The organism is Trinickia camelliae (assembly GCF_053525655.1).
This window is the reverse complement of the sequence record NZ_JBCHAA010000014.1, coordinates 189682-210388: the sequence shown is the minus strand read 5'-3', so window position 1 is coordinate 210388 and position 20707 is coordinate 189682. Positions and strand designations below refer to the sequence as shown.

Below are 20707 nucleotides of genomic sequence, written 5' to 3'. Positions count from 1 at the left end.
CTTACAGCACGCCCGATTTCCAGATCATCTGCACGGCGGCCGCCACGACGAACACGAGCACCACGCTTCGAAATGCGGTGGGCGGCAGCCGGTCGCGCAATGGCCGCGCGAGCACGATGCCGGCGATGACGGGCACGCTCGCGACCGCCGAAATCGCGAGATCGAGCCAGCTTGCATGCAAGCCGCCGCCGAACGCCACGACTAGCGTGACGATCGAGACGACCAGAATGATCGCGATCTGCTTCGTAAACGCCCTGCCGGTGGCCCCGGTTGCGATCAGGTACATCGCGAGCAGCGGGCCCGGCACCGACGCAATGCTTTCCATTACGGCCGCGCCGAAGCCGATGGCGAGCCCCGCGGGCTTGGCCCACCTAGGCGACAGCGTGAGCCGCGGCGACGCGAGCAACAGCAGCGCGGCAATCATCAGCAGCACGCCCGCGATGGCCTGAGCGCGATGCGGCGCGAGCGAAATCAGCAGCGTCACCCCGACCACATTGCCAAGCACGGTGCCGACGAGCGGCGCGGCGATCTTGCGCACGGTCGGAAGCGTCTCGCCGCCTTCCAGCGCCTGCGGGATGTTGCCGAGAATGATCGGCATCGACAGCAGCAGCACCGCATCCTTGATCGGCAGGAATTGACTCAGGATCGGCATCGCGACGAGCGGCACGCCGATGCTGACGATGCCTTTGACCATGCCTCCAAGCACCAGCGCGGCCAGCACGCCCAGCAAGGCGGCAAGGCCGAGCCCCTGCAGGCTCGGACTCAGAATGCCATCGGACAGATTCAGGTGGACCATCGGTAGGTTCCGCAGCGATCGTCGCGGTTTCAGGGCTTCAACGGGAGCGCGCATCATACCGCGAGTGCGTGCTAATCTCTCGCCCCGACACTCTCCCCTTACTTCCGTTTCCGATGATCGAACTGAAAGACGTCGACTTGCGCCACGATCCCAGTGCGCAGCGCTATATCAAGGACGAAACCGTCGCCGTCGAATTCGCTTCCGGCGCGGGCGAACTGATGAGCCTCGAAGGGCCGAACCGCTACGCGAGCGGCGACGCGCTGATCACGGGCTCGACCGGCGACCGCTGGGTGGTGTCGCGCGAGCGCTTCGATGCGAAGTACCTGCCCGCCGCGCCGTCGCTCGCGCATGGCGAACCGGGCGCATATCGCAATCGTCCGTCGGTGGTGCTCGCCAAGCAGATGGATGCGCCGTTCTCGATCGCGCGCTCGGCCGCCGGCGATGTGCTGCGCGGCACCGCGGGCGATTGGGTCATGCAGTACGCTCCCGGCGACTACGGCGTGGTGCAGGCGCAGCGCTTCGCGAAGGTCTATCGGCGCGCGGATTGATCGTGGATTAAGGGCGCCGTCAGGCACAGCGCGCGCGACGCCTCGAGCATTACGCGAACTCGTCCGCCAGTTCGATCGTCACTTCGCGCGGTACCTCTTTGCCTTCCGCATACTGCTCTTCGAGCGAGCCGAGCATCGCTTCCACGTACGCGCGTAACACCGCGAAGCTGCGACCACGCGCGCGCGGCGGCGTCGCGCGATAGCGCGCGAGCGCGAGCGGTGCGAAACGCACTTCCATCGCGATGCGCTTGGCCGTCGAGCCGAAGCGCATCGCGACCCATTGGATCGACAGCGTCGGCGTGCCGTCGGCAGCGGGCTGCTCGACAAAGCGCGTCTGCTCGGGAAACAGGTCGCTGACGACACGCGCCAGTTCCTCGAAGTCGGCACTCGCGCATTCGTATTGATAGGCTTCGTCCATCGTCGTCTTCGTTATCGCTTGAGTGTTCGCTTGAGTAGTCGGTCGATCGCGGGCCGGGGCACGCGTCAAACCGGCTTCGCCGCCGCGCGCGCATTGCCTTGCGCCGGGCCCCGAAAAATCTTGATCAGCACGCCGACCACGACGATCGCGGCCAGCGCGTAGGCGCCGTCCACCACGAGAAGCGGCAGCTTGCCTGCCTGAAACAGCGCGGCAGGCACGTCGATCAGCGCATGCACGACGATCGCGAGCGGCAGGATGCCGCGCCAGCCGGCCCGCAGGCCGCGCCACATCAACACCGACAGGCCGATCTGAAACACGAGCGCCGCCGTGCGTTCCAGCACGAAGATCAACGCCATCGGCACCGACAGCGTCGACAGCAACAAGTGAATCCGCATCACCGTTTCATCGGGCAGGCTCGTCATGCCGGGATCGAGCTTGCCGTGACTCGCGAGCATCGCGTACACGATCCATTGCAGCTGGATCATCACGCCGACGAGCCAGGCCTCCGCCCCGCCGTGACCCAGGCCGTAGCTGAGCGCCGGGCTGTCGGAATCCGGCACCGCGCCGCTCTTCCTGATGATCCAGCGCATGCCGAGCCAGCGCCCCGCTTCCTCGCAGACGCCCGCGATCAGCGCGCCATAAGCGACGAACACGACCGGGTTCATGAGCCACATCGCCGTCATCGGATTGCGGCTCAGCAGATAGGTGTTGAGCGCGCGCTCGATCACCATCGCGAACAGCGCGAACACCCCGATGCCGGCGATCGCGTAGCGCTTGTCGAACGCCAGCGGCCGCCGCAGCCGCCAATAGAGCACGATGGGCAAGGCCGCGACGAACAGCGTCGCGAGCGTGAGGCAGATGAGCGTAAGCGGTGCAACCATGAACGTCCTTGGTGTTGATAAGGGTGTCGAGCGGGTGTCGAGCTTACCGCGCCGTCGAACCCCGAACGAACAATTCGCCCGGCAGCATCGCTTCGCGGATGGGCGAAGCCACGCCATCGATGCGCTCGTGCAGGAATTCGACCGCGCGGTAGCCGATCGCATAGGTCGGCTGACGGATCGTCGTGATGCCCGTCAGTTCGGCCCATTCGGGATCGTCGACCGACATCAGCGCGACGCGGTCCTGCCAGCGCGCGCCATAGTGCGAGTTCAGATGCAGCGCGAGCGACAAGGCGACCGGCGCGTTCGCCGCGAACAGCGCAATGCGCTTGCCCGAGCCGTCGATGGCGGCGTCGATGCGGCGATCGAGCGCGGCGTGCGTGCGCATCACGGCCTCGGGATCGGCGAGATCGAGCACGACCGTTTCGCCTTTGAGGCGCGGCGCGATATCGAGGCCGTCGGCGCCATCCGCAGTGGCCGCGCGTACCGCATTGCCGATCGCCTCGCGAAACGCGGCCTCGCGCACGCGCCGCGAACTGACCTGCTCGAACGGCTGCACAACGAAGTGGATCTCGTCGAAGCCGCGCTCGAGCAAATGCTGCGCGCCGGCCCGAACCGCTTCGGCATTGTCGAGCCCGACGATATCGGCATCGAGCCCCACCACCTTGCGGTCGACGAGCACGGCCGGAATCCTGCCCTCGCCGAGCGGCTTGAGCGTCTCGTCCTTGACGCCCAGGGCGTTGACGATCACGCCTTCGACGCGGTACGTCGTCAGGAGCTGCAGGTAGCGCCGCTCCATTTCGACTTCGTTCGCCGCGTGGCAGATCAGCGGCATGTAGCCGAGCGCCTGGCACGCCGCTTCGACGCCTTGCAGCACTTCGACCGTATAGGGGTTCGTCAGGTCGGCGACGAGCATGCCGATCAGGCGGTTGCGCCCGCGTTTCAAGCCGCGCGCCATCTGATTCGGCTGGTAGTCGAGCCGCTTGATCGCTGCTTCGATCCGTTCGCGCAGATCGAGCGACAGCACATTGGTCTCGCCGTTCAGATAGCGCGACACGCTCGTCTTGCCCGTGCCTGCTTCGCGTGCGACGTCGCTGATCGTCGCGCGGCGTGGCGCTCCCGTACGCACGTAGCTCATCGAGCGGCCTCTTGAGCGGCGCGGCGGCAAGCGCACGGGCGGGCCGTGCGGCTGCGATCAGAGAGGTGCGGAAATACGTCAGCCAACCGAAAACTCCTCGTCATCCAAAACGAACACGGCGCGGTGGCGCAGTTACGCGAGGATCGCCCGCAGCATGCGCCAACTATGCGCCGAAATAGACAAAAGCGCGCTCAAGGCGCGCTTTTGAACTGCATCAGAGCGCGCATCATAGCGTACGCTGCTGGCCTACACCACTTAAGCACCCGCTTAGCGTCGCTCTAGCACCTCGCGGTTGACGATATTGCGCGAGAGCGTGCCCGCCAATGCCGCGACGAGGTTTTCGGCCGCGCAGCGCGCCATCGCGTGACGGGTCTCGTGGGTCGCCGAACCGATGTGCGGCAACGCGACGACATTTTTCATTTGCAGCAACGGCGAGTCGGCCGGCAGCGGTTCGCGCTCGAACACGTCGAGCCCCGCGCCGAGAATCGTGCCGTCGCGCAACGCGTCGATCAGCGCGGCTTCGTCGACGGTCGGTCCGCGCGATCCGTTGATCAGAATCGCGCCCGGCTTCATTGTCTTCAGTTCGGCGGCGCCGATCAGATGACGGGTCTCGGGTGTGAGCGGCACTTGCAGGCACACGAAATCGGACTCGCGCAGCAAGTCGGTCAGCTCGACGCGCTTGGCACCATACGCGCGCTCGGCCGCTTCGTTCGGAGTGCGGTTCGTGTACAGCACGCGCATGTTGAAGCCGAGCGCCGCGCGTCGCGCGAGCGCGCCGCCGATGCGCCCAAGGCCGACGATGCCAAGCGTCTTGCCCTGCACTTCGACGCCGAACTGCGCCTCGCCGACGCTCTTCGTCCATTGCCCCGCCCTGACCCAGTCCGCCAGCTCGACCACGCGCCGCGCGCTCGCGAGGATCAGCGCGAACACCGTGTCGGCGGTCGATTCGGTCAGCACGTCCGGCGTGTGCGCGAGCAGGATGCCGCGCCGCGTGAGGTCGTCGACGTCGAACTGGTCGAAGCCGACCGAGATCGTCGACAGCGCCTTGAGCCGCGTCGCGCCTTCGAGCATCGCGGGCGTCACCTTCACGCTGGAGCCGATCGCGCCGTCGGCGTCTTTGAGCGCGGCGGCGAGCGTATCGGGAGATGATGCCGCGGCGTCGTCGAGCGTGACCACCTCGGCGTGTTCGCGCAGATAGGCGAGCACGTCGTCCGGCAGCGCCTTGTAGGCGATGATTTTCGGTTTCATCGATATCCTTTTCGCGTGTTTCTCGAGTTCACTTCCCAGGCAGATGAGCGGCCAGCACAGGCGCCGGTGCGCCCTGCGCTTTCACGGCAAGCGTCAGGATCACCGCGGCCACGAGCGCGACGCTCATGAACGCATACGAGGCCGCGGGCGACCCTGTCGCGCCGTTCAGATAGCCGACGACATACGAGCCGACGAACGAGCCGAGTGCGCCCATGCTGTTGATGAGCGCCATCGCGCCGCCCGCGACGTTCTTGGGCAGCAGCTCCGGCACGATCGCGAAGAACGGGCCGTACGGCGCGTACATCGCGGCGCCCGCGATCACGAGCAGCGCGTACGAGGTCCAGAAGTGCGTCGAGCCGATTGCGTACGACGCGGCGAACGCAACCGCTCCGACGAGCAGGAACGGCCAGACGAACGCCTTGCGCACATCGAGCTTGTCCGAGGCCCACGACGCGGCGATCATCGCGATCGTCGCGCCGAGATACGGCAGTGCGGAAAGCCAGCCGGTCTCGACCATGCCGAGCGACGAACCGTTCTTCAGGATCGACGGCAGCCACAGCACGAAGCCGTACACACCGATGCTCCAGCAGAAATACTGCGCGCACAGCTTGATGACGGCGGGCGACTTGAACGCCTCGCGGTAATTGCGCATTGGCTTGATCGCGGCTTGTTCGGCGGCGAGGACGGCGTCGAGCGCGCGCTTCTCGGAGTCGGACAGCCACGACACCTGCGCCGGCTTGTCCTTGACGATGAACCACCAGCACACGGCCCAGACGATCGCCGGCACGCCTTCCGCGATGAACATATTGCGCCAGCCGAACGCATGCACGAGATAGCCCGACACGATCGACATCCACAACACCGTCACCGGATTGCCGAGGATCAGGAACGTATTCGCGCGCGAGCGTTCGCTCTTCGTGAACCAGTTGGAAAGGAAGATCAGCATCGCGGGCAGCACGGCCGCCTCGACGACGCCGAGCACGAAGCGCAGCGCCATCAGCGACGGAATGTTGCTGACGACGCCCGTCAGCGCCGCGCACGCGCCCCACAGGATCAGGCTCACAAAGACGAGCTTCTTCACGCTGCGCCGCTCGGCGTAGATCGCGCCGGGAATCTGGAAGAAGAAATAGCCGAGAAAGAACAGCGCGCCGATCAGCGAGGCGAGCCCTTTGCTGATGCCGAGATCCTGATTGATGCCGGCCGCCGATGCGAAGCCGAAGTTCGCGCGGTCGAGATAGGCGAGGCTGTAGGTGATGAAAACGATCGGCATGATCGCCCACCAGCGGCGGGGGGCTAGGGCTTCGGGCATGGATGTCTCCTTTGACTCCTGAATCGTGCCGTGTGGTCAAGCGCAGGCGAACCGGTGTGGTCGCGCCGACGCCGCCGGCATCTTGTTGGGGTTATCGGTCGGTGTTGCGTTTGTCTTCAAACCAATGCATCGGTCGCGGCGCGCGCGTTGCCATCGCCAAGCCGCTCCAAGCGCTCGAGCCTCGCCAATTCCGTACGTGTCGGCAAGCCTTCGGAATCGCCGATCACCTGAATCGCGAGCGCGCCGATCCGATTGCCGCGCGCCACCGCGGCGGGCAGCGTAAGGCCTTCGAGCAGCGCGCTGACGACGCCGACCGCAAATCCGTCACCGGCCCCAACCGTGTCGACGACCTTCGCCACCGGTTGCGCCGGAATCACGCCATCGTGGTCGCCGGTGCGAAAGTACGCGCCATCAGCACCGAGCTTGACGATCACGCCGCGCGCGCCGGCATCGAGATAGAAACGCGCGATGTCCTCGGGCTTGTCATAGCCGGTCAGCGTGCGGCCTTCGCCGATGCCGGGCAGCACCCAGTCGGCGAGCGCCGCGAGCGCATTGAGCGACGCGGTCATCGCCTCGCGCGACGGCCACAAGGTCGGCCGCAGATTCGGATCGAACGAGATCGTCTTGCCCGCCGCGCGCATTTCTCGCGCCAGATGGAACGCCAACTCGCATGACGACGCCGAGATCGCGGGGGCGACGCCCGTCAAATGCAGGTGGCGCGCGCCGAGCGCGTAGTCGGCGGCGTAGTCGTCGAGCGACAGATGGCTCGCCGCCGAGCCCTTGCGGAAATACTCGACGGCCGGGTCGCTCCCGTCGTCGTGCTTCGATTTCAGTTGGAAGCCGGTCGGATAGCGCGCATCGACCGTGACGCGGCCCGCGTCGATCCCCTCCTTGGCAAGCGTGTCGAGCACGTACTGGCCGAACGAATCCCGCCCCACGCGGCTCATCCAGCCGACCTTGAAGCCGAGGCGCGACAAGCCGATCGCGACGTTCAGGTCGGCGCCGGCGATGCGCTTCGTGAACTGACCGACGCCGGCGAGCGGTCCGGTTTCGTTCGCGACGAACATCGCCATCGCTTCGCCATACGTCAAGACATCGAGCTGGGTGGACATGCCAATTCCTTCTGAATACGGGTTTGACTGGGACTGCGCCCCAAGGCGGCTGACTTCATGTGGCGGCGAGCCACGCGACGCGCTGCCTGGCGTCGATGGCGACGCGCTCTCGATCGAACGGAAACTCGATGCCGCGCGGCACGTGACGCGGCAACACCGAAAGAATCCGGGCGCACGACGCGTCGTCGGCCGCAGGCGCGACGGCAAAGCGGCGCGCGCCCTCGCTCGTGACGGCCTTGCAATGGATGTACTCGACGTGCGGCGCCAATGCCTGCGCCGCACGCAGCGGGTCTTCACCGGGCCACTGCCAATTGCCAATGTCGAAGGCCATGCCGAGCAGGCCGGCGGCGCTTTCGCGTTCGAGGGCCGCGAACAGTTCGACGAACTGGCTCAACAATCCGCCCTCGCGCAACTGGCCGTTTTCGACGACGAGGCGCGCCCGGCCCTCGGCGACGGCGTGGCGAATGCCGTCGCCATCGGCACGTCCGTCAAACGCGCCGAGCTGCAGCTTGACGAAGCGCGCGCCGAGCGCGTCGGCCTCGGCCATCGCGGCGGCGAGCGCCGCGCGGTCGAGCGAGCCGTCATCGCGATAGAGCGAGTCCGGCGACGAGTAGACCGGCCACATGCCGAGCCGCTCGATCTCGTGGCCGAGCCCTGCGAGCGCATCGATCGACGCCTCGGCGTCGGAACGGAACAATTCGCGACGCACTTCGAAACCAGCCGCCCCGGCCTCCGCCGCCGTAGCCAGCCACGCGAAATGACCGTCGCGCAAGATGACGTCGACGCCGAACGCACTCGCGACGATGACGACTTCCGCGTTGCCGAGTTGGCCCTGATTTCGCGCTGAATCGCGCTTTGGAACCGGTTCCATAAGTAAGCTTTAAAAAAGCGCCGATGCGCTTGATGAGCGGATATTGCGCCGCCCGCGCGCTGCCGCGCCATAGTGGAAATCCCTAGCCCGGTTCTTCAGGCCGCACCCGCGAGGCACAGTTCCAGAAACCGCTCGGCGACCCGCGATGGCGCATTTTCGTGCGGCACCAGGATCGAAAAGCGCCGGGTCAGCGGCGCCGGGCCAATTGAGACGCGGGCGAGCGCGTTGTCCTCGTGCCGCATCGACATTGCCGACACGAAGCCGATGCCCATCCCCGCCCGCACCGCCTCTTTCACGCCTTCCACGCCCGCGACTTCGAGCGCCACGCGCATCGGCAGACCATGCCGCGAAAACGCGCGCTCGACGAGCTGACGTACGCCTGAGCCCTCTTCGCGTAGCACGAGCGGAAAGGCCGCCAGCTCGTCGAAAGTCGCCGACAGCGCCGGCGCGCCCGCCTCCGACGGAGCCGCCTCACGCTGCGCCAACGGATGCTCGCGCGGCACGATCGCGACGATCTCGTCCTCGCGCCACGAATGCACCCCCGTGCCCGGCGGCAGATCGGCGCCGACCGGCCCTTCGATCATCGCGATATCGAGCGAGGCGAGCGAGTGGACGATATCGGTCGTATTGCCGCCGGCCGTCTGGATCGCGATCTCGGGAAAGCGCCGCTGAAACTCGGCGATCAGGTACGGCAGCAGATAGCTCGCGAGCGTGGTGCTCGCGCCGACGCGCAGCACGCCGCGCTCGAAGCCGCGCAATGCGTCGCGATACGCATGGGCCTGACGGTAGGTATCGCGCAGCCGCTGAGCGTATTCGGCGAGCTGCGCGCCGCTTGGCGTGAGGCGAATCCCCCGGCCGTCGCGCTGATACAGCGGCTCGCCGAATTCCTCCTGCAACTGGCGCAACTGCCCGGACACCGCCGGCTGCGACAGATGCAGCGCCACGGCCGCGCGGCTGATGTTCAGATGCTCGGCGACGGCGGCGAACGTTATAAGCTGGTCAGGGGTCATTTCGATTAACCATCGGCTATTCCGATATTTTACGTCACAAATGACGATTTTTCATATCGATATAACCAATCTAGGATTAGCCCATCGAAATCGACCGGACTCACAACAAATCATGTCCACTCCCCATCTCTCCGCACCACTCGCCGCGCAAGAATCATCGACGCGCGGTCAGCTCAACGGCATCCTGTTCGTCGCGCTGTTCGCCGCGGCCGTGACCAGCCTCGCATCGCTTCCCGCCATCGCCGGACTCGGCATGAGCCCCCTGATTGTCGGCATCGTCGGCGGCGCGATCTACGGCAACGTGTTGCGCGACGGTATGCCCGCCAGCTGGGCGGCCGGCGTCAACTTCTCGGCGCGCAAGCTGCTGCGCATCGCGGTCGCGTTCTTCGGACTGCGTGTGAGCCTGCAGGAAATCGCGCAAGTCGGCCTTCCCGGCTTCGTCGAATCCGCGGTGATCGTCGTCAGCACGCTCGCGATCGGCACCTGGGCCGGCATGAAGCTCATGAAGCTCGACCGCGACACCGCCATCCTCACTGCCGCCGGCAGCGCGATCTGCGGCGCCGCCGCCGTGCTCGCGTTCGAATCGACGCTGCAATCGAAGCCGCACAAGAGCGCCATGGCCGTAGGCAGCGTCGTGCTGTTCGGCACGCTGTCGATGTTCCTCTACCCGGTCCTGTATCGCGCGGGCTGGCTGCATCTCGACACGCTCGGCGTCGGCCTCTTTTTCGGCGGCACGATCCACGAGGTCGGACAGGTGGTTGGCGCGGCCAGCAACGTGAGCGGCGAAGCGACCCATATCGCGACGATCGTCAAGATGACCCGCGTCATGCTGCTCGTGCCGGTGCTGCTCGCGCTCGGCGTGTGGATCAGCCGGGCGAAGAAGCCGGCCGCGCATGAAGCGTCGCACCACGCCAGCCACTCCGCCAAGCCGCGCAAGCTCGCCGTGCCCTGGTTCGCGATCGGGTTTTTGGCCTGTGTCGTCGTGAACTCGCTGCACGTGCTGCCGGAGGCCGCCACGCATACGGTCAACCTGATCGACACCTTTGCACTGACGATGGCGATGACCGCGCTGGGCATCGAAACCCGCGTGTCGCAGATTCGGGAAGCGGGCCCGCGCGCCTTGCTGACCGGCTTCATCCTGTACGTGTGGCTGCTCGTCGGCGGACTGGGCATCACCTGGGCGGTGGAACGCTTGTTCGCCTAAGCGATCGACGATGCAGCGCCGGCTGCCCCCCGCCTTGAAGTGCCCCGCCTCGAGCGGGGCATGCGTGTTTGTGGGGGCCGGCGCTCCGGCGAGCGCCCTTGCGTCGGCACCCGCCGTCTCGAACGCTCATACTTGCCGTTGTTCGATGTGAACCCGCGGTGCAAGACATCGCAGACTTCAGCGAGGACAAAGATGGCTTACGAACTCTATTACTGGGACGGTCTGCAAGGCCGCGGCGAATTCGTGCGGCTCGCGCTCGAAGAGGCGCAAGCTCCTTACGTCGACATCGCGCGCGAGGACGACGGCACCGGCGACATGCTATCGATCCTGGACAGCAAGACCGATCCGTACCCGCCGTTCGCCCCGCCCTTTCTGAAAGACGGCGACCTGATCGTCCCGCACGTCGCGAACATCCTGCTCTACCTCGGCCCGAAGCTCGGCCTCGCGCCGCAGGACGAGTCGCGCTTCGTCGCGCATGGCCTGCAGCTCACGATCGCGGACATGGTCACCGAAGCCCACGACACGCATCATCCGCTCTCGAACGGCCAGTATTACGAAGAACAAAAGGACGCCGCCAAGGTGCGCGCGACCGAATTCATCGACCACCGCATCCCGAAGTTCATGCGCTACTTCGAGCGCGTGCTCAAGCTGAATCCGCAGGGCGACCGCCACATGGTGGGCAACGCGCTGTCCTACGTGGATTTGTCGATGTTCCAATTGATCGACGGGCTGCTCTACGCGTTTCCTCGCGCGACCAAGCATTTCGGCGAGCACTATCCGCGCCTCGCCGCCCTGCACGACGCCGTGATGGCGCGTCCGAACATCGCCGCGTATCTCGCGTCCGAACGGAGGCTGTCGCACAACGAGGCGTGCATCTTCCGCCACTACCCGGAACTCGACAAAGCCGCCCGCTGACCGGACGCGGTCAAGGTCCACCCAGGCTCGCCCAAGCCCGCCCAGCCGCCTCTGCCCGAACGGAGAAAACGCCGATGCCGCATTCAGACCCAAGCCCGGTGCTATCCTTGCGCTCGCCCCGGAAACCATAACGATCCCAGCCTCAAGCCGTGCTTTCATTCCTGCTCCGTCTGCGCACCCGCGCCAAAGAACTGTTCCGTCTTTCCGACGCGCACACCATGCTCGTCTGGTCCGTGATCGTCGGCGTGCTGGGCGCCTTGGCGACCATCGCGTTTCGCCAGGGCATCGATTTCTTTCAATGGCTTTTCGTCGGCAAGGTCGGCAGCTTCGTCGAGATGGCGCGCGAACTGCCGTGGACCGTGCGCGTCTGGCTGCCGGCCGCGGGCGGCCTCCTGGCCGGCTGTGCGCTCTTGATCGCGCGCCGCGGCGCCGACAAGAAAGCGAACTCCGACTACATGGAAGCGATCGCGATCGGCGAAGGCGTGGTGCCGGTCTGGCAGAGCCTGTGGCGCAGCATCTCGTCGCTGTTCACGATCGGCTTCGGCGGATCGATCGGGCGCGAAGGGTCGATGGTGCAATTGGCCGCGCTCGCCGCTTCGGCCGTAGGACGCGTCGTGCACTTCGATCCCGCCCGGCTGCGCCTGCTGGTCGCATGCGGCGCGGCGGCCGGCATCACGTCGGCCTATAGCGCGCCGATCGCCGGCGCGTTCTTCGTCACCGAGATCGTGCTCGGCTCGATCGCGATGGAGAGCTTCGGGCCGATCGTCGTCTCATCGGTCGTCGCCAACATCACGATGCGGGAGTTCGCGGGCTACAAGCCGCCGTATGAAATGCCGGTGTTCCCGGCGATCACGGGCGTCGAAGTGGTGCTGTTCGTGGCGCTCGGCTTGCTGTGCGGCGCGGCCGCGCCGCAGTTCCTGCATCTGCTCGACGCCACCAAGAAGCAGTTCAAACGCCTGCCCGTGCCGCTGCCGTTCCGGCTCGCGCTAGGCGGTCTCGTGGTCGGCGTGATCTCGATCTGGGTGCCCGAGGTGTGGGGCAACGGCTATAGCGTCGTCAACCACATCCTTCATTCGCCGTGGACCTGGACCGCGCTCGTCACCGTGCTCGCCTTCAAGCTGATCGCGACGGCCGCGACCGTCGGCTCGGGCGCGGTCGGCGGCGTGTTCACGCCGACGCTCTTCGTCGGCGCGACCTTCGGTTCGCTCTTCGGTATCGCCGTTCACACGCTCTTCCCGCACGCCACGTCCGCGCCCTACGCCTACGCGATGGTCGGCATGGGCGCCTTCCTCGCCGGGGCGACGCAGGCGCCGCTGATGGCGATCCTGATGATCTTCGAGATGACGCTCAGCTATCAGGTCGTGCTGCCGCTGATGCTTTCGTGCGTCGTCGCGTACTTCGTGGCGCGCGCAATCGGCAAGACGTCGATGTACGAGATCACGCTGCGCCGCCTCGAAGACGAGCAGGAACGCATGCGGCTGCGCTCGCTGCTGTTGCGCGAACTCGTCAAGCCGGCCGACACCGTCGTGACGCTCACCGCGAGCGTGGACCACATGACGCGCATCTTCCTCGAATACCCGGTGAAGTACCTGTACGTCACCAACGATGCCGGGTGCTTCCTCGGCGTCGTCGCGCTGAAGGACATCACCTCCGATCTGCTCGACAAACGCGACACCGCCGAGCGCACCGCCGCCGATTACCTCCAGCAGCAATTCGACGTGCTCACGCCCGACATGCCGATCGGCGTCGCGCTGCAGCATTTCATGGCGTTCCAAGGAGAGCGGCTGCCGGTGATCGAAAGCGCGTCGGAGCCGAAGCTGGTCGGCGCGGTCTACAAGACGGCGCTGCTCGATGCCTACCGTCGGATGAATCCGGCGTTCTGAGGCTCTCGCACAGGCGGCGCTCGCCGCTTTCGACCACCCGCCCGGCCGAAACGCTCCAGGCCGGATCCAGCCAGACGCGGCGCCGCATCTGGCGCCGCCAAGACCTCGCCATCCCCGCTGCGCGCGATGGCAAAGCGTGGCATATTTTCTACAATTGATTCAGAGCGCCCCAGACCTTGCCTGGCGCTGCGCGCGCTGCCAGTCAATCATCTCGTCGGAGCGAAGATGAGCGAACCTTCCCTCGATGCCGTGCGGCGCGATCACGCGGGCTGGATCTTTGTCCATATCGAAGGCGAGCCCTACGACCGTGGCGAACAGCACGGCCAGCTCCTCGCCGCCGAGATACGGAACGCGATCCACACGGCCAAGTATTTGGCGCGCTGGGACACAGGCGAAGATTTCGAAACCTTCACGAAAGCCGCGGTCGCGCAATTCGCGCCCAAGCTCGACACCGAATTCGCCGACGAAATCCAAGGCATCGCCGACGGCGCGAAACTGCGCTTCGAGGAAGTGCTGGCCTGGAACGGCTACATGGACTTGCTGCAAAGCTGGTGGCCGAGCCAAGCCGCCGCGCGCGACCCGCGCCTGGGGCTCAAGCCGTGGCGCGGCCGGCGCGGGCATCATTGCAGCGCGTTCATCGCCACCGGCAGCGCGACGCGCGACGGCCGCATCGTGATGGCGCACAACTCCTGGGACCGCTACGCCGCGGGCGACGCGTTCAACGTCGTGTTCGACATCGTTCCCGAGTCGGGCCACCGCATTCTGATGCAGGGGTTGCCGGGCTGTATATCGAGCCTCACCGATTTCTGGATCACGTCGGCCGGCCTGATGATCACCGAGACGACGATCTCGAACTTCGCCGGCTACAACGCCGCGGGCGCCCCCGAGTTCTACCGCTCGCGCCGCGCGACGCAATACGCGAACAGTATCGGCGACTGGTGCGAGATGTTCGCGATCTCGAACAACGGCGGCTACGCGAACAGCTGGCTGCTCGGCGACTGGAAGACGGGCGAAATCGCGCGCTACGAACTCGGCCTGCACTACTCCGGATTCGAAAGCACGAAGGACGGCTTCTATAGCGGCTACAACACCGCGACGGATCTGAAGATCCGCAATCAGGAATGCATCGGCGAGGGGGAGGATTACACGGACGTGCGCAAGAACGGCGCGCGGCGCCTGCGCTTCATGCAGCTGGCGGAAATGCATCACGGCAAGATCGACATCGATCTCGCCAAGGAGATGATGGCCGACCATCACGACGTCTATCTCGATCGCGCCGACAACCCGTGCTCGCGCACGATTTGCGGGCACCTCGAACTCGACGATGCGCGCTTCGGCGGCTCGGACCAAGGGCCGTTCAACCCTTGGGGCGCGAACGACGGCAAGGTGGTCGATAGCGAAATGGCGCGCGACCTGGCCTTCTGGGCGCGCTGGGGACATCCATGCGGGCGGCCGTTCGACGCGCAAGCGTTCATGAAACGGCATCCGCAATGGAACTGGCTCAACGGTTATATGCGCGACCGGCCGTCGTGGCCGTGGGCGCGTTTTGCGGTGCTGCGGTAGACCTGCGTTGGACGTTAGGCACGGCGTATGCTGCCGGTGTGGCACCGGCGGTGGCGCATAGAGAAGGAGGTCGAGCGATGAAAATCTCGACAGTGACAGCCATGGCATTGCTCTCGGCATCAAGCTTCGCGGCGCCCCAACACACGACCGCACTCGACAGCCTGACCGCACGTGACGCCGCGCATGCCTTACGCGCCAACGCCGCCCCCGTCGCGCCTCCCGCTCCCAGCGTGAGGGCCGTCGCGATCCGGCCGGACGGCTGGGCCCGCATCACGCTGCCGAAGCCGACCGGGCTCGCGCACAAGTTCGCCGCGCATGAACGGCAGGCGCAGACCTGAAGCGTTTGCTGGCACGATCAAAGAGGATGGAACGCACGATATGACCAAATCGAACATCCCGACTGAAGCGATCGACCTGCAGATCACGGACGTGCTGCGCGCCGTACCGTACCCGGCCAACAAGGACCAGCTTGTGGAGATCGCTCGCGATGCGGGCGCTAGCAACGAGCTGCTGTCGATTCTCGATGGGCTGCCCGAGCAGGACTATCCGGATATCGACTCGGTGACGCGGCTGATCGGCAGCAACTATGGTCCTGGTGTCAGCGTCTGATGCGCCGTTCAAGGCGCGCTTAATCGGGATTACGGCCGAACACCACTCTCGCGAAGAACCCGGCCAGGACCGACTCCGTCAACTCGAGCGTCACGTGCTGCGGATCGGACAAATATAGCGATTGCACGCCGTCGCACAAGCCGATGAGCCCGATTGCCAGCATCTCGGCCGGCAACGGCAGCGGCGTGCCCACTCGCTCCGAGAACATGCGGATATAACCCGCCATCTCTTCGCGCTTCTCATGCATGAACGCGTTGAAGCGCGTGCGGAACTTCGCGTCGCGGCTCGCTTGCAGCTTCGCCTCGCCCCATAGCAGGAAGCACTTGTTGTCGCGAAACATCCGGCTGTAATAGGTCAGCACGTTCGCTTCCATCTGCTCGCGCGTCGCGCCTTCCACAAAGATGTCCTGCAGCTCCGACTGCATGCGCTCGTGATCGAGTCTCAGCAGTTCCAGCAGCACCTCCGGCTTGCCGCGGAAATTCGAATAGAACGCGCCACGCGTGTAACCGGCCGCGGCGGCAATATCTTCCACGCTCGCGGCGACGTACCCCTTCTTCGTGAAGATGGTCAAGGCAGCATCGAGCAGACGCTGGCGCGTCTGGTCCTTGCTCTGTTCGCGGGTCAATCGTTTTCGTGTCATGGGGCAAATTTTACATCGGCGCCAGGCGGATTCAGCTTTGCATTCAGATACAAGTGTGTATTAGAATCCACTTTGTATTTAGAGACAAGAGGCGAGCGGCGTTTGAAACGCTTACTGCAAGCCTCTTCGGCACAGCCCCGCCGCTTGCCGAATCCGTTCGCATCGCTTTCGTTTTGTAAGCCATGGTGTCACTGTGAATCGTCCCAGTCTTTGCGCATCACCCGCGGCGCGCATGCCAATCCGCCCGTTTCGTCTTAGTCGTACTGGCCGTTCTTTCGTCAGCCGTATTCGTGCAGGAGGCGCGGTGCTCGCGCTGTGCGGGACGATGGTGCTCGCCGGATGCCATCAGAAGGAAGCCGCCGCGCCGGCGCCGCGTCCGGTCGTCGCCGTCGCCGTGCATCCGGATGGACGCCCGGCGCTGGCGTCGCTGCCCGGCGAAGTCGATGCGCGCTACTCGACACCGCTCTCGTTTCGCGTCGCCGGCAAGATCGTCGAGCGGCAGGTGCGTCTCGGCGACACCGTGAAGGCGGGCCAGATCGTCGCCCGCCTCGATCCGGAAGATCTGCAGAAGAACGTCGCGAACACGCAGGCGCAACTCGACGCCGCGCAGCACCAGCTCGTCTACGCCAAGCAGCAGCTCGACCGCGACACCGCGCAGGCGCAGGAAAAGCTGATCGCGCCCGCCCAGCTCGAGCAAACACAAAATGCGTACACGTCCGCCTTGGGGCAGCGCGATCAAGCGCAGCAGCAGCTCGCGCTCGCGAAGAACCAGTTGCAGTACGCGACGCTCACCGCGGATCACGCGGGCTTCATCACCGCCGAGGACGCGGACACGGGGCAGAACGTGACATCGGGTCAGGCCGTCTACCATCTCGCGTGGTCGGGGGATATCGACATCGTCTGCGACGCGCCGGAGAGCGCGCTCGCTGCGCTCGCGGTCGGCCGCACGGCGGCGATCACGCTGCCCGCGCTGCCCGGCAAGCGCTTCACCGCGCGTGTGCGCGAAGTGTCGCCCGCCGCCGATCCGCAAAGCCGCACCTATCGAACGAAACTCACGCTCGAAGCGCCGAGCCCCGATGTGCGGCTCGGCATGACCGCCGACGTCGCCTTCGACGGCGTGACGAACGACTCGCATCCCTACACGCTGCCCGCCACCGCCCTCTTTCACGACGGCACCGATCCGGCCGTGTGGATCGTTCGTCCAGGCGACGGCGCGTCGAGCAGCGGCACGCTCGAACTGCGCCGCGTGCAAGTCGCGCATTACGACGAACGCACTGTCTCCGTGTCCGCAGGCTTGAACGACGGCGACCGCGTCGTGCTGCAAGGCGTGCACACGGTCAGCGCCGGAGAAAAAGTGCGCGTGATGGCGCCGCTCCACCCCGAGGACTTCGCATCATGAGCACCGTGGATCGCGAAGGCCCGGACGAGCGGGCCGGCCCGCGCTCGCACGCGAGCGACGAAGAAGGCCGCTTCAATCTATCGGCGTGGGCGCTCAGGCATCAAGCGCTCGTGATCTTCCTGATCACACTCGCGACCTTGTTCGGCATCCTCGCCTATACGCGGCTCGCGCAATCGGAAGACCCGCCGTTCACGTTCCGCGTGATGGTGATCCAGACCTTCTGGCCCGGCGCCACCGCGCGCCAGATGCAGGATCAGATCACCGACCGCATCGGCCGCAAGCTGCAGGAAACGCCGAACATCGACTTTCTGCGCAGCTACTCGCGCCCGGGCGAATCGCTGATCTTCTTCAACATGAAGGATTCGGCGCCCGCCAAGGACGTGCCCGACACCTGGTACCAGGTGCGCAAGAAAGTGGGCGACATCGCCGCGACCTTGCCCGCCGGCGTCCAGGGACCGTACTTCAACGACGAGTTCGGCGACGTCTACACCAACATCTACACGCTCGAAGGCGACGGCTTCTCGGCCGCGCAACTGCACGACTACGCGGACGAACTGCGCACGGTGTTCCTGCGCGTGCCGGGCGTCGCGAAGGTCGACTATTTCGGCGATCCGAACCAGCACATCTACATCGAAGTCACCAACACGCAGCTGACGCGCCTGAACATCTCGCCGCAGCAGCTCGCGCAAGCGATCAACGCGCAGAACGCCGTAGCGCCCGCGGGCACGCTCACGACCTACGACGACCGCGTGTTCGTGCGCCCGAGCGGCCAGTTCAAGGACGTCAACGCGCTCGCCGACACGCTCATCACGATCAACGGCCGCTCGTTCCGTCTCGGCGACATCGCAACGATCAAGCGCGGCTACGACGACCCGCTCTCGACGCAAATGCGCTTCGAAGGCAAGCCGGTGCTCGGCATCGGCCTCACGATGCAGCCGGGCGGCGACGTGATCCGGCTCGGCAAGGCGCTCGACGCGCAAGCCTCCGAACTGCGCGCGCATCTGCCGGCGGGGCTCAAGCTCGTCGAGGTGTCGAGCATGCCGCACGCGGTCTCGAACTCGGTCGACGACTTTCTCGAAGCGGTCGCCGAGGCGGTGGGGATCGTGCTGATCGTGAGCCTCGTGTCGTTGGGCGTGCGGACCGGGATGGTCGTCGTCATTTCGATTCCGGTCGTGCTCGCCGTCACCGCGCTTTGCATGTCCATGTTCGATATCGGGCTGCACAAGGTCTCGCTCGGCACGCTCGTGCTCGCGCTCGGCCTCTTGGTCGACGATGCGATCATCGCCGTCGAGATGATGGCCGTGAAGCTCGAACAAGGCTGGAAACGCACGCGCGCCGCAGCCTACGCCTACACCAGCACCGCGTTTCCGATGCTGACGGGCACGCTCGTCACGGTGTCGGGCTTCCTGCCGATCGCGCTCGCCAAATCGAGCACGGGCGAGTACACACGCTCGATCTTCGAGGTGTCGGCGATCGCGCTGATCGCCTCGTGGTTCGCGGCCGTCGTGCTGATCCCGCTGTTGGGCTTTCACCTGCTGCCCGAGCGCAAGAAAGCCGCGCATGAGCCCGACGACCACGAGCACGACATCTACGACACACGCTTTTACAGGCGTCTGCGCGGCTGGATCACGTGGTGCATCGAGCGGCGCTTCGTGGTGCTCGCGATCACGGTCACGCTCTTCATCGTCGCGCTCGCCGGCTTCTCGCTCGTGCCGCAGCAGTTCTTCCCGAGTTCGGACCGCCCCGAATTGCTCATCGACGTGCGGCTGCCCGAAGGCGCCTCCTTCGATGCGACGCTGCGCCAAGCCCAGCGGATCGAGACGACGCTCAAAGGACGCCCCGAGATCGATCACTTCGTCGACTTCGTCGGCACCGGCGCGCCGCGTTTCTACTTGCCGCTCGATCAGCAGCTCACGCAGCCGAACTTCGCGCAGTTCGTGATCACCGCGAAGACCGTCGAGGATCGCGAGAAGCTCGCGCGCTGGCTCGGTACGACGCTGCGCGACAACTTCCCGGCCATCCGCACGCGCTTGTCGCGGCTCGAAAACGGTCCGCCGGTCGGCTACCCGGTGCAGTTCCGCGTGAGCGGCGACGATATCGCCACGGTGCGCTCGATTGCCGAGAAGGTCGCGGCGACCATGCGCGCGGACAATCGCACGACAGGCGTCCAGTTCGACTGGGACGAACCCGCCGAGCGCTCGGTGCGCTTCGAGATCGATCAGAAGAAGGCGCGCGAAGTGGGCGTGACATCCGAAGACGTCTCGAGCTTCCTAGCCATGACGCTCTCGGGCTACACGGTCACGCAGTACCGCGAGCGCGACAAGCTGATCAGCGTCGACTTGCGCGCGCCGAAGCGCGAGCGCGTCGACCCGTCGCATATCGTGAACCTCGCGATGCCCACGCCGAACGGCCCGGTGCCGCTCGGCTCGCTCGGCCACCTTCGCAACGACCTCGAATACGGCGTGATTTGGGAGCGCGATCGCCAGCCGACGATCACGGTGCAGTCCGACGTGCTGGGCAAAGCGCAAGGCATCGACGTGACGAAGAGCCTCGACCACGCGCTCGCGCCGGTGCGCGCCTCGCTGCCGCTCGGCTACCGCATCGAGCTCGGCGGCTCAGTCGAGGAAAGCGCCAAGGGACAAACGTCGATCAACGCGCAGATGCCGCTGATGGTAATCGCCGTACTGACGCTCCTGATGATCCAGCTGCAGAGCTTCGCGCGCGTGATGATGGTCGTGCTGACCGCGCCGCTCGGGCTCATCGGCGTGGTCGGCACGCTGCTGCTCTTCGGCCAGCCGTTCGGCTTCGTCGCGATGCTCGGCGTGATCGCAATGTTCGGGATCATCATGCGCAACTCGGTGATCCTCGTCGATCAGATCGAGCAGGACATCGCCGCGGGCCACAAGCGTTTCGACGCGATCGTCGGCGCGACGGTGCGGCGCTTCCGGCCGATCACGCTGACCGCCGCGGCCGCTGTGCTCGCGCTGATTCCGCTGTTGCGCTCGAACTTCTTCGGCCCAATGGCGACCGCCCTGATGGGCGGCATCACGAGCGCGACCGTGCTCACGCTCTTTTATTTGCCCGCGTTGTATGCGGCTTCGTTCCGGGTGCGGCGCGACGAACGCGATCCGCCCACGTCGCCCACCGCGCACACGGGGAATTGATC

19 protein-coding genes are annotated in these 20707 nt (G+C 65.8%); 9 read left to right on the top strand and 10 right to left on the bottom strand.

All coding sequences use genetic code 11. The features are described from left to right. Nucleotide 1: 1 nt before the first annotated feature. Nucleotides 2-796 carry a sulfite exporter TauE/SafE family protein gene (locus AAHK20_RS22955; RefSeq protein WP_449183793.1) on the bottom strand — a complete coding sequence of 265 codons (795 nt, stop codon included), beginning with the start codon at nucleotides 794-796 and terminating at the stop codon, nucleotides 2-4. A 113-nt stretch (nucleotides 797-909) separates the two neighbouring features. On the opposite strand from AAHK20_RS22955, the gene AAHK20_RS22950 reads away from it, so the two are divergent. After that, complete coding sequence (locus AAHK20_RS22950; RefSeq protein WP_449183792.1) at nucleotides 910-1344, top strand: PGDYG domain-containing protein; 435 nt, start codon at nucleotides 910-912, stop codon at nucleotides 1342-1344. A gap of 49 nt (nucleotides 1345-1393) precedes the next feature. On the opposite strand, the gene AAHK20_RS22945 is transcribed toward AAHK20_RS22950, so the two are convergent. The 8 genes from AAHK20_RS22945 to AAHK20_RS22910 form a co-directional block, all read right to left on the bottom strand. Further along, nucleotides 1394-1762, bottom strand: coding sequence for a DUF3022 domain-containing protein (locus AAHK20_RS22945; protein WP_449183791.1), 369 nt, complete (start codon nucleotides 1760-1762; stop codon nucleotides 1394-1396). A 65-nt stretch (nucleotides 1763-1827) separates the two neighbouring features. Next, nucleotides 1828-2643: a YhfC family intramembrane metalloprotease gene (locus AAHK20_RS22940; protein ID WP_449183790.1), complete on the bottom strand. Its 816-nt coding sequence runs from the start codon at nucleotides 2641-2643 to the stop codon at nucleotides 1828-1830. 43 nt (nucleotides 2644-2686) lie between these two features. Then, the gene (locus AAHK20_RS22935) at nucleotides 2687-3778 is read right to left on the bottom strand and encodes a LacI family DNA-binding transcriptional regulator (RefSeq protein ID WP_449183789.1); all 1092 of its coding nucleotides are present in this window, start codon (nucleotides 3776-3778) and stop codon (nucleotides 2687-2689) included. Between the two features lie 267 nt (nucleotides 3779-4045). Then, nucleotides 4046-5026, bottom strand: coding sequence for a 2-hydroxyacid dehydrogenase (locus AAHK20_RS22930; RefSeq protein WP_449183788.1), 981 nt, complete (start codon nucleotides 5024-5026; stop codon nucleotides 4046-4048). A 28-nt stretch (nucleotides 5027-5054) separates the two neighbouring features. Further along, nucleotides 5055-6335, bottom strand: coding sequence for an MFS transporter (locus tag AAHK20_RS22925; RefSeq protein WP_449183787.1), 1281 nt, complete (start codon nucleotides 6333-6335; stop codon nucleotides 5055-5057). A gap of 116 nt (nucleotides 6336-6451) precedes the next feature. Beyond that, nucleotides 6452-7447: a sugar kinase gene (locus tag AAHK20_RS22920; protein ID WP_449183786.1), complete on the bottom strand. Its 996-nt coding sequence runs from the start codon at nucleotides 7445-7447 to the stop codon at nucleotides 6452-6454. A gap of 55 nt (nucleotides 7448-7502) precedes the next feature. Continuing rightward, on the bottom strand, nucleotides 7503-8318 hold the full coding sequence (locus tag AAHK20_RS22915) for a sugar phosphate isomerase/epimerase (RefSeq protein WP_449183785.1): 816 nt from the start codon (nucleotides 8316-8318) through the stop codon (nucleotides 7503-7505). A gap of 95 nt (nucleotides 8319-8413) precedes the next feature. Then, entirely contained in the window at nucleotides 8414-9328 is a 915-nt protein-coding gene (locus AAHK20_RS22910) for a LysR substrate-binding domain-containing protein (protein WP_449183784.1), read from the bottom strand. Nucleotides 9329-9440: 112 nt separating this feature from the next. On the opposite strand from AAHK20_RS22910, the gene AAHK20_RS22905 reads away from it, so the two are divergent. The 6 genes from AAHK20_RS22905 to AAHK20_RS22880 all read left to right on the top strand — a co-directional run bounded on the left by AAHK20_RS22905 (nucleotide 9441) and on the right by AAHK20_RS22880 (nucleotide 15502). Continuing rightward, nucleotides 9441-10532: a YeiH family protein gene (locus tag AAHK20_RS22905; RefSeq protein ID WP_449183783.1), complete on the top strand. Its 1092-nt coding sequence runs from the start codon at nucleotides 9441-9443 to the stop codon at nucleotides 10530-10532. Between the two features lie 192 nt (nucleotides 10533-10724). Beyond that, on the top strand, nucleotides 10725-11447 hold the full coding sequence (locus tag AAHK20_RS22900; RefSeq protein WP_449183782.1) for a glutathione S-transferase: 723 nt from the start codon (nucleotides 10725-10727) through the stop codon (nucleotides 11445-11447). Between the two features lie 149 nt (nucleotides 11448-11596). Further along, nucleotides 11597-13330: a ClcB-like voltage-gated chloride channel protein gene (locus tag AAHK20_RS22895; RefSeq protein WP_449183781.1), complete on the top strand. Its 1734-nt coding sequence runs from the start codon at nucleotides 11597-11599 to the stop codon at nucleotides 13328-13330. Between the two features lie 225 nt (nucleotides 13331-13555). Next, nucleotides 13556-14893, top strand: a complete 1338-nt coding sequence (locus AAHK20_RS22890) for a C45 family autoproteolytic acyltransferase/hydrolase (RefSeq protein WP_449183780.1) — start codon at nucleotides 13556-13558, stop codon at nucleotides 14891-14893. Between the two features lie 77 nt (nucleotides 14894-14970). Then, nucleotides 14971-15231, top strand: a complete 261-nt coding sequence (locus AAHK20_RS22885) for a hypothetical protein (RefSeq protein WP_449183779.1) — start codon at nucleotides 14971-14973, stop codon at nucleotides 15229-15231. A 40-nt stretch (nucleotides 15232-15271) separates the two neighbouring features. Then, nucleotides 15272-15502 (top strand): DUF2795 domain-containing protein, encoded by a 231-nt coding sequence (locus AAHK20_RS22880; protein WP_449183778.1) that lies wholly within the window; start codon nucleotides 15272-15274, stop codon nucleotides 15500-15502. Nucleotides 15503-15521: 19 nt separating this feature from the next. Here the strand turns inward: AAHK20_RS22880 and AAHK20_RS22875 are convergent, their stop codons facing one another. After that, the gene (locus AAHK20_RS22875) at nucleotides 15522-16142 is read right to left on the bottom strand and encodes a TetR/AcrR family transcriptional regulator (protein ID WP_449183777.1); all 621 of its coding nucleotides are present in this window, start codon (nucleotides 16140-16142) and stop codon (nucleotides 15522-15524) included. A gap of 325 nt (nucleotides 16143-16467) precedes the next feature. Between AAHK20_RS22875 and AAHK20_RS22870 the strand changes: the two genes are divergently transcribed. Continuing rightward, nucleotides 16468-17541 (top strand): efflux RND transporter periplasmic adaptor subunit, encoded by a 1074-nt coding sequence (locus AAHK20_RS22870; RefSeq protein WP_449183830.1) that lies wholly within the window; start codon nucleotides 16468-16470, stop codon nucleotides 17539-17541. Continuing rightward, nucleotides 17538-20705: an efflux RND transporter permease subunit gene (locus AAHK20_RS22865; RefSeq protein ID WP_449183776.1), complete on the top strand. Its 3168-nt coding sequence runs from the start codon at nucleotides 17538-17540 to the stop codon at nucleotides 20703-20705. The genes AAHK20_RS22870 and AAHK20_RS22865 overlap by 4 nt, the downstream gene beginning before the upstream one ends. Nucleotides 20706-20707: the final 2 nt, after the last annotated feature.

Coding starts and splice junctions, on each gene's coding strand:
- AAHK20_RS22910 (WP_449183784.1), bottom strand. CDS start 9,328: ATGACCCCTGACCAGCTTATAACGTTCGCCGCCGTCGCCGAGCATCTG.
- AAHK20_RS22885 (WP_449183779.1), top strand. CDS start 14,971: ATGAAAATCTCGACAGTGACAGCCATGGCATTGCTCTCGGCATCAAGC.
- AAHK20_RS22935 (WP_449183789.1), bottom strand. CDS start 3,778: ATGAGCTACGTGCGTACGGGAGCGCCACGCCGCGCGACGATCAGCGAC.
- AAHK20_RS22915 (WP_449183785.1), bottom strand. CDS start 8,318: ATGGAACCGGTTCCAAAGCGCGATTCAGCGCGAAATCAGGGCCAACTC.
- AAHK20_RS22920 (WP_449183786.1), bottom strand. CDS start 7,447: ATGTCCACCCAGCTCGATGTCTTGACGTATGGCGAAGCGATGGCGATG.
- AAHK20_RS22950 (WP_449183792.1), top strand. CDS start 910: ATGATCGAACTGAAAGACGTCGACTTGCGCCACGATCCCAGTGCGCAG.
- AAHK20_RS22925 (WP_449183787.1), bottom strand. CDS start 6,335: ATGCCCGAAGCCCTAGCCCCCCGCCGCTGGTGGGCGATCATGCCGATC.
- AAHK20_RS22865 (WP_449183776.1), top strand. CDS start 17,538: ATGAGCACCGTGGATCGCGAAGGCCCGGACGAGCGGGCCGGCCCGCGC.
- AAHK20_RS22890 (WP_449183780.1), top strand. CDS start 13,556: ATGAGCGAACCTTCCCTCGATGCCGTGCGGCGCGATCACGCGGGCTGG.
- AAHK20_RS22870 (WP_449183830.1), top strand. CDS start 16,468: ATGGTGCTCGCCGGATGCCATCAGAAGGAAGCCGCCGCGCCGGCGCCG.
- AAHK20_RS22905 (WP_449183783.1), top strand. CDS start 9,441: ATGTCCACTCCCCATCTCTCCGCACCACTCGCCGCGCAAGAATCATCG.
- AAHK20_RS22940 (WP_449183790.1), bottom strand. CDS start 2,643: ATGGTTGCACCGCTTACGCTCATCTGCCTCACGCTCGCGACGCTGTTC.
- AAHK20_RS22900 (WP_449183782.1), top strand. CDS start 10,725: ATGGCTTACGAACTCTATTACTGGGACGGTCTGCAAGGCCGCGGCGAA.
- AAHK20_RS22945 (WP_449183791.1), bottom strand. CDS start 1,762: ATGGACGAAGCCTATCAATACGAATGCGCGAGTGCCGACTTCGAGGAA.
- AAHK20_RS22880 (WP_449183778.1), top strand. CDS start 15,272: ATGACCAAATCGAACATCCCGACTGAAGCGATCGACCTGCAGATCACG.
- AAHK20_RS22875 (WP_449183777.1), bottom strand. CDS start 16,142: ATGACACGAAAACGATTGACCCGCGAACAGAGCAAGGACCAGACGCGC.
- AAHK20_RS22955 (WP_449183793.1), bottom strand. CDS start 796: ATGGTCCACCTGAATCTGTCCGATGGCATTCTGAGTCCGAGCCTGCAG.
- AAHK20_RS22930 (WP_449183788.1), bottom strand. CDS start 5,026: ATGAAACCGAAAATCATCGCCTACAAGGCGCTGCCGGACGACGTGCTC.